The organism is Paenibacillus sp. N3.4 (assembly GCF_008017805.1).
GTDB lineage: Bacteria > Bacillota > Bacilli > Paenibacillales > NBRC-103111 > Paenibacillus_E.
The window spans coordinates 38999-49923 of the sequence record NZ_VRTT01000055.1; the positions used below are offsets into that span (position 1 = coordinate 38999).

The following is a 10925-nucleotide window of genomic DNA, read 5'->3' on the forward strand; positions in this document are numbered from 1 at the left end:
TGTAGACGAGAAATAAGGGTTATTCCACAAGCAGTCCACTTGACTGCTTGCACAATAACCCATAAATTTATACCCGTGTATTTAATCCTCGCAGCAAGCTGCGGGGAAATAGGTTCGCAGCGATTAAATCAGTTTCGACTTTTGTAGAAGTCGCTGCACGATGGCTGCAACCTCTGCTCTGGAGATATACGCTTTTGGCGCAAGCTGTGTACTGCTTCTGCCGGTAACGATGCCTGCCTGCAAGCAGTCGGCCAGACTGTTCTTCGCCCACTCTGATGCATGGCTCGCATCGGTGAAGGGATTCAGCAGCTCAGCTGCTGCTTTGGCTGGAAGGCTCGCCTTAAGAGCGGTTATTTTCATCGCTTTCGCGATGATCGTCATCGCCTGCTCCCGTGTGATTTTGTCCATCGGACGGAAGCTGCCATCTTCAAACCCGCTGATCAACTGGTAACCGTAGGCAGTTTTAATCGCACTGTTGAACCAGTCCGTTGTCTTCACGTCCGCAAATGAACTTGAACCGTCCTCTAGCTTCAGCCCCAATCCCCGAACCATAATCGCTGCAAACTCCGCGCGTGTAATATCTTGATCAGGATTGAACATGTCATTGCCAATTCCGCTGATGACCATCCGCGATCCCATATCGTTCACCGCATCCTTCGCCCAGTGCTGCGCGACATCTGTAAACGCTAAAGGATGCCATACGATGGAATACGTACTGTTCGTCAAGCTGTTCACTTCGCATAGTACTTCTCGTTAATAACGACAATCTTGGTCGGCACATGGCGTACCGTTCCGTCCGGTTCAACAACGACCCCGGTTGTGATTTTGCTCGTGTCTGCACCATCTGGAATCGCAATGGTTCTTTCTACGTAGACGTTAAACTTGGACACTTCAATGTTGATATCCCCGTAATTGGCTTTTACTGTAAAGTTAAGCGGTGGAACGACAAGGACGAACGCCCCTTTAGCAGCCAAGTTTTCCACGATTTTCACCGTGTCTGTGGTCGGTTTGGATATTTCGATCCGTAACTTGATATCCTGAAGCCGCACGCTCTTGCCGAGCTGATCCGAAAGTGCACTGATATTGATCTGCTGTGCGGGCAACGTATACGTCGCATTCCCCGTTTGGATTTGAACGACTGCCTGCTTTTGTTCCATATTTTTGACCATCTGGCCGTCAAGCTCTCCGATCACAACATCGGATTTCGTATTCACTGGAATCGTAATCACGGCATGATTTCCTTCCGCCGCCAGCTTGTCCTCCAGCTTTTTCGAATCGACTGCAACGATGGTTACCGTTTGCCCATTCAGTGTGGTTGTTGTTGCCGTGCCTGCGTTCTCAGCCCTGCCATTGACCAGCACCTCTACCCCCGTGTTTGGTGTGCTCGGTGGTGCAGGTTGCGTCGGAGCAGGGTCTTCACTGGATGAAGATCTCGGCGTCACGATGTTGGATACAGTGGAAGCCGCACTTTTGCCAACGCTATTAACAGCTTTCACCGTAAACGTATACGCCGTACCATTGGACAAACCCGTTACCGTGATCGGGCTTGCTGCTCCCGCGACCGTGATATTGCCTGGCGATGCCGTAACCTCGTACCGTGTTATCGCACTTCCTCCATTATCCATAGGGAGGGTGAAGCTGATGGTTGCCTGTCCATCTCCTGCTGCTGCAGTTACGCCTGCTGGAGCGCCGGGCACTGTAGCTCGAGCGGTCGGCGTCGCGCTCACTTCATTGGAGGCAGCACTGCTTCCTCCAGGATTAATGGCTTTAACGACAAAATAATACGTTGTGCCATTCGTCAATCCTGTTACATCATAGCTGTATACAGAACCGCTTACCGTGGTTGCTTCTAATCCATAAGCTCCGGAAGTCGTACTTTTGAATATTTTGTACCCGGTGGAACCGATCACCGGATTCCAAGTAAGGCTTACTTGTGCATTGACTGCTTTGGCAGGCTGCAGTACCGGCACTCCAGGCGATGGAACTTGCGGCGTTGCGCTTACTTCATTGGAAGCTGCGCTTATTCCGGATGGATTCATGGCTTTGACGACAAAATAGTAGGTCGCGCCATTGGTCAATCCTGCGATATCATACACCAATCCAGTCACCGTAGCCACTGCCGCTCCATAAGTACCGGAAGCTGTTCGCTGATATACGGCGTAGCTTACTGACCCGTACACCTCACTCCAGGTCAGAAGGACATGGCCATCACCGGCTGTAACGGACTCCTCGCTCGGCGCAGCTGCGCCCGGCCAAGGAAGCGTCACAGCCGTACTCGTAATCTGCGCCATGCTTCCCGCGTCGAAGGCGAGCTTCGCTCCCGTCACTTCGGCTGCGTTCGTTGCGCCAAGATCGGTAAAGGTCGCCACGCCCGAGCTTGCCGTCGCCGTCGCCGTCGCCGTCGCCGTTCCCGTCAGTGTCCACGTACCCGAATCCTTCTTCGATACCGTCACGATGGTGGTGCTGTCATTCACGCTCGTATTTCCATAAGCGTCGCGAAGCGTCACGACCGGCTGCTGCGCAAACGCGCCTCCGTTGCTGGCAGGCGCCGTAATGTTCGCGGTCAGCGCAAGCGAAGCCGCGACCCCCGCTGCTGGCGTGACGCTCAGCGTATTCGCCCCAGGCGTTGCCACATCCGCCATGCTCAAGCCAATCGTCTGCGACGCCGCTTTGTTCAGCTTCAGGTTCGCCGTGCCTACGCCGCTCGCAAACGTGACACTGATCGTGTTCGGCGTTGCCGTCAGCGAAGTCCCGTTAAAGCTGCCGTAAGAGGTATCCGGTGCTTGCGTGTAGCCGGATAGGGTCACATTATACGCTCCGGTAAACGTCGTATCTGTGTTCCCCAGCGAGTCCTTCACGGTCAGCGTGATCGCATCGTCTATCCCAACTCCGGGGGTCAACGAGGCGGCAGATGCGCTAACGGTTTGTGCTGGCGCTGGCGCAGGAAGCGTCACAGCCGCGCTTGTAATCTGCGTCAGCCCTGTCGCGTCGAATGCCAGTTGCGCTCCCGTCACCCCAGCCACATTAGTCGCGCCAAGATCGGTAAAGGTCGCCACGCCCGAACTTGCCGTAGCCGTCGCAGTTCCTGTCAGCGTCCACGTACCCGAATCCTTCTTCGATACCGTCACGACGGTGGTGCTGTCATTCACGCTCGTATTTCCATAAGCATCATGAAGCGTCACGACCGGCTGCTGCGCAAACGCGCCTCCGTTGCTGGCAGAAGTCGTAATGTTCGTGCTCAGCGCAAACGTTGCCGCGCTTCCTGCTGCTGGCGTGACGCTCAGCGTATTCGCCGCAGGCGTAGCCACATCCGCCATGCTCAAGCCAATCGTCTGCGCCGCCGCTTTGTTCAGCTTCAGGTTCGCCGTGGCTATGCCGCTCGCAAACGTGACGCTGATCGTGTTCGGCGATGCCGTCAAGGCAGTCCCGTTAAAGCTGCCGTAAGTATTATCCGGCGCTTGCGCGTAGCCGGATAGGGTCACATTATGCGCTCCGGTAAACGTCGTATCCGTGTTCCCCAGTGCGTTCTTCACGGTCAGCGTGATCGCATCGTCCACCCCAGCTCCGGGGGTCAACGAGGCGGCAGATGCACTAACAGTCTGCGCTGGCGCAGGAGCCGGAAGCGATACGCTCGCGCTTGCAATCTGCGTCAGGCCGCTCGCGTCGAATGCCAGTTGCGCTCCCGTCACCCCAGCCACATTAGTCGCGCCAAGATCGGTAAAGGTCGCCACGCCCGAGCTTGCCGTAGAAGTCGAAGTTCCTGTCAGCGTCCACATACCTGAATCCTTCTTCGATACCGTCACGATGGTGGCGCTGTCCTTCACGCTCGTATTTCCATAAGCGTCGCGAAGCGTCACGACCGGCTGCTGCGCAAACGCGCCTCCGTTGCTGGCAGGCGCCGTAATGTTCGCGATCAGCGCAAGCGAAGCCGCGACCCCCGCTGCTGGCGTGATGCTCAGCGTATTCGCCGCAGGCGTAGCCACATCCGCCATGCTCAAGCCAATCGTCTGCGCCGCCGCTTTGTTCAGCTTCAGGTTCGCCGTGGCTATGCCGCTCGCAAACGTGACGCTGATCGTGTTCGGCGATGCCGTCAAGGCAGTCCCGTTAAAGCTGCCGTAAGTATTATCCGGCGCTTGCGCGTAGCCGGATAGGGTCACATTATGCGCCCCGGTAAACGTCGTATCCGTGTTCCCCAGTGCGTTCTTCACGGTCAGCGTGATCGCATCGTCCACCCCGACTCCAGGGGTCAACGAAGCAGCGGATGCGCTGACGGTCTGCGCTGGCGCAGGAGCCGTCCACTGCGCGTACAGCGTCACATTGGCCGTTCCCATGTTGAACGCAGCGCTTGCCGCATAATTCGTTCCGCTTCCGTCCAACGCTGTGTTCCATCCAGCGAACGTGTAGCCCGTCTTCGACAAACTTCCCGTGTTCCCCAGTACCGTCACCGAAGTTCCCTGCTCATACGTGCCGCTGTCGGTCGGCACGCTTCCTCCCGTGCTGCCGTTGCCGCTATAGCTTACGGTGTATGTCGATATCAATTTCATCACGGTCGCTTTAAAGGAGTTCCCAGCATCCTGAGATACAACATAAGGGGTTCCGCTGCTGTCTATCGCTATCGATGTATAATGAGCCGAACCTGCCGAAAAGCCTGCACTGCCTACGGTCACCCAACTGCTCCCATTGTATTTCATCACGGTCGCTTTATTGGAGTTCCCACTATCCTGATATACAACATAAGGGTAAGGGGTTCCGCTGCTGCTGTCTATCGCTATGGATGTAAAATTAGCCGTGCCTGCTGAGAAGCCTGCACTGCCTACGGTCACCCAACTGCTCCCATTGTATTTCTTCACGGTCGCTTTATAGGAGTTCCCATAATCCTCATATACAACATAAGGGGTTCCGCTGCTGTCTATCGCTATGGATGTATAATTAGCCGCGCCTGCTGAGAAGCCTGCACTGCCTGCAAGCTGCCAGCTCATTGCGGCAGCAAAAGAATACTGAGGGATACTTACCGCAATAAGAAATAATACCGTTAACATCGAGATCCAACGTTTGATCATTGTTTTCTTTCACTCGCCTTTCCTAAAGTTCGAATTTAGCCGCTTCAAGCATCCGCTGAACAATGACAGCTCTTTCAGCCCTGAATTGGAGCCTTTGACCCATTGGCTCTTCACGGTCACCGCATCCGACAGCTTCACAGGGATTCCCCCTTAATAGCCGGATGTAGCGACATTTGATTACAACTGACGACAAATATCGGAATTCTCCACTCCTAACTTGAAGATTTTTACTACGCTTGTCCTACTTTAAGAGGCTATTTCAAAAAAAGAAGGCTGAGTTTAAAATAATTGTTGCTTAGCTTATCATTTTTCGAACCTGTTCCTCACAATAGGCCGAGAGACCCGTACCATCGGTTTTCATAGGTTGCATAAGTGCTTGAGCAAAGAGTTCTTTCACCCGAGGTAAGGGCTGAAGCGTCGTCGTTTTGTCCATAAACCGATGCCACGCGACATAGTGATTTAGATACTTCGCAGAAATGCCACGAAAATGACCTAGAAAGCTTTTGAAGCGCTCATGGTATGCATTGACGTTCTGGATATCGCAAGAGCAATAATAATCGATAAGAATATATGAATATTGATTCTACATTTCCTTGCATTCAAATTCCTCCTCATATGTGAATAGCCCCTCGGCTTTCGCCGTGGTAGATGGGACAAAGCTTTGCTCACCCCATCAAAATTACTACACTCCTACTTTTATAGGTGGATTTTTTAATTTAAATCAGTTCAGACTTTTACAGAAGCCTCTGCATGATGGCTGCGACCTCCGCTCTTGAGAAAGACGCTTTTGGCGCAAGCTGTGTGCCGTTTCTGCCGGCAACGATTCCTGCCTGCAAGCAGTCGACAATACTGTTCTTCGCCCAGTGCTGCGCGTCACCTTTAAACGCTAAAGGATGCTATACGACGGAATACGTACTGTTCGTCAAACTGTTCACTTATCGCAATCGTTCTTTCTGCGCAGGCACAGTTTAATCCAACTAGTTTTCAGCTATTCCCCACTTTAATCCCCCTTCGAATGCCGAGAGGCTATAGGTCTAATTCGCCCCAATTCGAGTAAATACCACAATTTTCAACATTATTCACCCTAACATACGACTCTGATCAAATTCTAACCACTTTTTAATCCATAAAAAAAAGCGGCTCACGCCATGGAAATATCCTTGGCGCTGCCGCTGCACAATCGCTGGTACAATCGAACCGTGGTTTCCATCGGTTCGATTCCCAATTCTTCTTTCAACAACCTTGTAAATCGTTCATAGTGACGGATCATGGACTGCCGATCGCCCATCCGCGCATATCCTAACAGGATCGATTCATTGATCTCGTCGTGAAATGGATGCAACTTATGCACAGTTTGCAGGCATTTCACGCCGACTCATAATTTCGTATGGAGACATAGAAGTCGGCCATTTGATGCATTAAAGTGATAAAAATTTCTTTCAACGCTTCCTCCGATTCATAAGCCCATATAAATCCCTCTTTATCCATATAATTACCTTTGTACAATTTCGCTACCACTTCACACCTATCAATGTTACTGGCATCCACCTCCATGCCACTAGCTATTCGTTCAAATTCGTCCGTGTCGCACCACATCTCCAGCAGCTCCAGCCGGTAGCTGTTATCCCGGTACTCTAACTTTTCCTTGCAGCTAAGGGTGTTCATCATTTTTCTGATGTTATATACACATGTATGCAAAAAAGCAGTAGCTTGTTCCGGATTTGCACCCGGCCAAAGGTCTTCAAGGATGCTTCCCTTCAACACAAATCGGTTCCGTTTATGTACCAGGTACGCCATCAACTCACGATCCTTGAGTCTCCTCCATTTCACCGCTTCCCCCGTCTGCGCATCTATGATCCATTCAAAGTGACCGAAGCAGTTGAATCCCGCGCCTATCCTCGTATTTAACTCTTCGTTTGTTTTTTTGTCCTTGCGATTTCCAGTCCCGCCTGACTCCCTCCAATCCTTCCGTCCTTCCTGATTCCTTACTTCCCATCTCTGCAACAAATATCTATTTCCGGAGCGGCCTCCATCAAGTATTCTGCAGCTTCGATGCCGTTCATCCCAGGCATCTGGATATCGAGAAACACGACATCAACCTGTTCCGTCTGAATCCTACCGATCGCCTCTTCGGGCCGAGTAAACTTCCCAGCAATCTCGATATTTCCATTTGACTTAAGCATTCTTTCCATTAGATCCAATACAGGCTCTTCGTCATCAACCAGAATCACACATGCGATTCACTTCAAAGTCAAGCAAGATGGAGCCATTGTGAACAAAGCAGCCTATATGGTGATCGGCATTGACCTTGATGGAAGCAAGGATGTACTGGGGATGTGGATCGGTGAAAATGAGTCCGCGAAGTTCTGGTTAAGCGTCCTAAACGACCTGATGAATCGTGGCGTACAGGACATCCTCATCACCTGTGTAGACAATTTAAACGGCTTCACACAAGCCATCACTGCTTGCTATCCAAAGACAGAAATCCAGAAATGCATCATTCACCAAATACGTAATTCCACCACCCGCTATGTCTCTTACAAGGATTTGAAGAAGGTAACAGCGGATCTGAAGCCCATTTACAAAGCCGCATCCGAAGAAATAGCTCTTATCGAACTCGATCGATTCGAAGAAGCCTGGTTGATCCTTCGCTCTTGGCGTAGTAACTGGGATGAGCTGGCTACTTTTTTTAAGTATCCACCAGAGATCGGCAAACTCATTTACACGGCACTCTGGCTTTGGCAACCCCATCAAAGTGCTCCTGTGTATACAACATTTCCGAGGATAGACTTCTTCTCTATGTAGACGAGAAATAAGGGCTATTCCACAAGCAGTCCACTTGACTGCTTGCACAATAACCCATAAATTTATACCCGTGTATTAAATTTCCTCTCAGCAAGCTGCGGGGAATTGGATTCACAGCGATTAAATCAGTTTCGACTTTTGTAGAAGTCGCTGCACGATGGCTGCAACCTCTGCCCTGGAGATATATGCTTTTGGCGCAAGCTGTGTACTGTTTCTGCCGGTAACGATGCCTGCCTGCAAGCAGTCGGCTAGACTGTTCTTCGCCCACCCTGATGCATGGCTCGCATCAGTGAAGGGTTTCAGCAGCTCATCTGCTGCTTTGGCCGGAAGGCTTGTCTTAAGAGCGGTTATTTTCATCGCTTTCGCGATGATCGTCATCGCCTGCTCCCGTGTGATTTTGTCCATCGGGCGGAAGCTGCCATCTTCAAACCCGCTGATCAACTGGTAACCGTAGGCAGTTTTAATCGCACTGTTGAACCAGTCCGTTGTCTTCACGTCCGCAAATGAACTTGAACCGTTCTCCAGCTTCAATCCCAATCCCCGAACCATAATCGCTGCAAACTCCGCGCGTGTAATATCTTGATCAGGATTGAACATGTCATTACCAATTCCGCTGATGACCATCCGCGATCCCATGTCGTTCACTGCATCCTTAGCCCAGTGCTGCGCGACATCTGTAAACGCTAAAGGATGCCATACGATAGAATACGTACTGTTCGTCAAGCTGTTCACTTTCGCGTAGTACTTACCGTTAATAACGACAATCTTGGTCGGCACGTGACGTACCGTTCCGTCCGGTTCAACAACGACCCCGGTTGTGATTTTGCTCGTGTCTACACCGTCTGGAATTGCTATGGTTCTTTCTACGTAGGCGTTGAACTTGGATACTTCAATCGTTGTATCCCCATAATTGGCTTTTACCGTAAAGTTAAGCGGCGGAACGACAAGGGTGAACTCTCCTTCAACCGCCGAGTTTTCCACAACCTTAACCGTGTCCGTGTTTGGTTTGGAAATTTCAATCCGTAACTTGATATCATGAAGCTGCACACTCTTGCCGAGCTGATCCGAAAGTGCACTAATGTTGATCTGCTGTGCGGGCAACGCATACGCTGCATTCCCCGTTTGGATTTGAATGACCGCCTGCTTTTGTTCCATGTTTTTGACCATCTGGCCGTCAAGCTCTCCGATCACAACATCGGATTTCGTATTCACTGGAATTGTAATTAAGGCATGATTTCCTTCCGCCGCCAGCTTGTCCTCCAGCTTTTTCGAATCGACTGCAACGGTGGTTACCGTTTGCCCATTCAATGTGGTTGTTGTTGCCGTGCCTGCGCTCTCAGCCCTGCCATTGACCAGCACCTCTACCCCCGCGTTTGGTGTGCTCGGTGGTGCAGGTTGCGTCGGAGTAGGGTCTTCACTGGATGAAGATCTCGGCGTCACGATGTTGGATACAGTGGAAGCCGCACTTTTGCCAACGCTATTAACAGCTTTCATCGTAAACGTATACGCCGTTCCATTGGACAAACCCGTTACCGTGATCGGGCTTGCTGCTCCCGGGACCGTGATATTGCCTGGCGAGGCCGTAACCTCGTACCGGGTTATCGCGCTTCCTCCATTATCCATAGGGAGGGTGAAGCTGATGGTTGCTTTTCCATCGCCTGCTGCTGCCGTTACGCCTGTTGGAACACCTGGAACTGTAGCTGGAGCCGTCGGTGTCGCGCTCACTTCATTGGAGGCAGCACTGCTTCCTCCAGGATTAATGGCTTTAACCACAAAATAGTAAGTCTGCCATTGGTCAGTCCCGTAACATTGTAGCTGTATACCGAACCGCTCACCGTGGCTACTTCAGCCCCAAAAGTCGCAGAGGTCACGCTTTTGAATATTTTGTAATCCGTCGAACCGTCCACTGCATTCCAAGCAAGGCTTACTAGTGTATTGCCTGCTAATGCTGACTGCAGAACGGGTACACCCGGTGAAGGGACTTGTGGCGTTACGCTCACTTCATTGGAAGGAGCATTCATTCCATCGGCGTTAACTGCTTTTACGATAAAATAGTATGGTGTTCCATTCGTTAAACCCGTTGCCTGATAGTGATAAACAGAACCATCCACTGTCGTTATTGGATCGCCGTATGAACCGGCAGTTGTACTTTGATAAATATGATAGCCAGTTGAGTTAACACTACTTGTCCAATTGATCGCTACACTCGAATCACTCGCGACGACGGATTGAATTGCAGGCACACCAGGAGGGTTCATCGTCCATTTGGCATAGATCGTTGTAGTTCCTGTAATGGCGGCGCTCGTAAAATTATACGGTGTGGCATACGTAACATCCGTATACCAGCCTTCGAACATGTGACCCGCTTTCGTTGGGTTCGTTGCCGGTTTAACTGCTTTGCCATTTTCCTCTACACTTTGACTGGCGACTTCTGAACCGCTACCCACATCAAAGCTAACCGTGTAGCTGTTCACGTTCCATTTCCCATAAACTGTTGTATTTCCAGTAATAGCGCTCGTAAAATTATACGCTGTAGCATACGTACCATCCGTATACCAGCCACCGAACGTGTAACCCGCCTTCGTTGGGTCCGGTGCCGGTTTAACTGCCTTGCTGTTATACACCACCGTTTGGTCAGCTACAGCCGAACCGCCACCCACATTAAAGCTAACCGTGTAGCTGTTCATGTTCCATTTGGCATAGATCTTTGTATCTCGAATAATCGTATTCGTAAATCAAATGGTGCATAAGAATCCCCATCATACCCGTACCAGTACCAGCCACCGAACGTGTAACCCGCCTTCGTTGGGTCCGGTGCAGATTTAACTGCTTTACCGTTATACGCTATAGTTTGGCCACTCACTGCCGAACCATCACCCACATCAAAGCTAACTGTGTAGCTGTTCACGTTCCATTTGGCATAGATTGTTGTAATTCCAATAATAGGACTTGCAAAGTTATAAGGTGTGGCATACGTAACATCCGTATACCAGCCAACCAAACGGTGGTGTATAACGACATTGCCGTTAAACCGGCAACATACCCAACGAAGGCGGGTTA

General features: G+C 51.0%; 10 protein-coding genes and 1 pseudogene. 1 reads left to right on the forward strand and 10 read right to left on the reverse strand.

Annotated elements, in window-relative coordinates; genetic code table 11:
* Positions 1–123: 123 nt before the first annotated feature.
* From FU659_RS37530 to FU659_RS23935, 7 genes are all read right to left on the reverse strand, one after another.
* On the reverse strand, positions 124–735 hold the full coding sequence (locus FU659_RS37530; protein ID WP_261808005.1) for an S-layer homology domain-containing protein: 612 nt from the start codon (positions 733–735) through the stop codon (positions 124–126).
* Positions 732–5060, reverse strand: coding sequence for a beta strand repeat-containing protein (locus FU659_RS37535; protein ID WP_261808006.1), 4329 nt, complete (start codon positions 5058–5060; stop codon positions 732–734). The genes FU659_RS37530 and FU659_RS37535 overlap by 4 nt, the downstream gene beginning before the upstream one ends.
* A 9-nt stretch (positions 5061–5069) precedes the next feature.
* Positions 5070–5198, reverse strand: coding sequence for a hypothetical protein (locus tag FU659_RS37540; protein WP_261808007.1), 129 nt, complete (start codon positions 5196–5198; stop codon positions 5070–5072).
* A 596-nt stretch (positions 5199–5794) separates the two neighbouring features.
* Positions 5795–5896: a hypothetical protein gene (locus FU659_RS23920; protein WP_261808008.1), complete on the reverse strand. Its 102-nt coding sequence runs from the start codon at positions 5894–5896 to the stop codon at positions 5795–5797.
* A gap of 305 nt (positions 5897–6201) precedes the next feature.
* Positions 6202–6411, reverse strand: coding sequence for a bacterial transcriptional activator domain-containing protein (locus tag FU659_RS23925; RefSeq protein ID WP_222708616.1), 210 nt, complete (start codon positions 6409–6411; stop codon positions 6202–6204).
* A 14-nt stretch (positions 6412–6425) separates the two neighbouring features.
* Positions 6426–7064: an AfsR/SARP family transcriptional regulator gene (locus FU659_RS23930; RefSeq protein ID WP_187274358.1), complete on the reverse strand. Its 639-nt coding sequence runs from the start codon at positions 7062–7064 to the stop codon at positions 6426–6428.
* On the reverse strand, positions 7046–7291 hold the full coding sequence (locus FU659_RS23935) for a LytR/AlgR family response regulator transcription factor (RefSeq protein WP_147949857.1): 246 nt from the start codon (positions 7289–7291) through the stop codon (positions 7046–7048). Before FU659_RS23935 ends, FU659_RS23930 begins: the two co-directional genes overlap by 19 nt.
* Before the next feature lie 4 nt (positions 7292–7295).
* Between FU659_RS23935 and FU659_RS23940 the strand changes: the two are divergent.
* A pseudogene (locus FU659_RS23940) lies at positions 7296–7787 on the forward strand (IS256 family transposase); the annotation flags it as partial.
* Positions 7788–7985: 198 nt separating this feature from the next.
* On the opposite strand, the gene FU659_RS23945 reads toward FU659_RS23940, so the two are convergent.
* The 3 genes from FU659_RS23945 to FU659_RS23955 all read right to left on the reverse strand — a co-directional run.
* The gene (locus tag FU659_RS23945) at positions 7986–9638 is read right to left on the reverse strand and encodes an S-layer homology domain-containing protein (protein WP_261808009.1); all 1653 of its coding nucleotides are present in this window, start codon (positions 9636–9638) and stop codon (positions 7986–7988) included.
* The gene (locus FU659_RS37545; RefSeq protein ID WP_147949858.1) at positions 9587–10552 is read right to left on the reverse strand and encodes an InlB B-repeat-containing protein; all 966 of its coding nucleotides are present in this window, start codon (positions 10550–10552) and stop codon (positions 9587–9589) included. Before FU659_RS37545 ends, FU659_RS23945 begins: the two co-directional genes overlap by 52 nt.
* On the reverse strand, positions 10549–10925 hold a 377-nt coding region (locus FU659_RS23955; RefSeq protein ID WP_147949859.1), incomplete at its 5' end, for an InlB B-repeat-containing protein. The genes FU659_RS23955 and FU659_RS37545, both read right to left, overlap by 4 nt.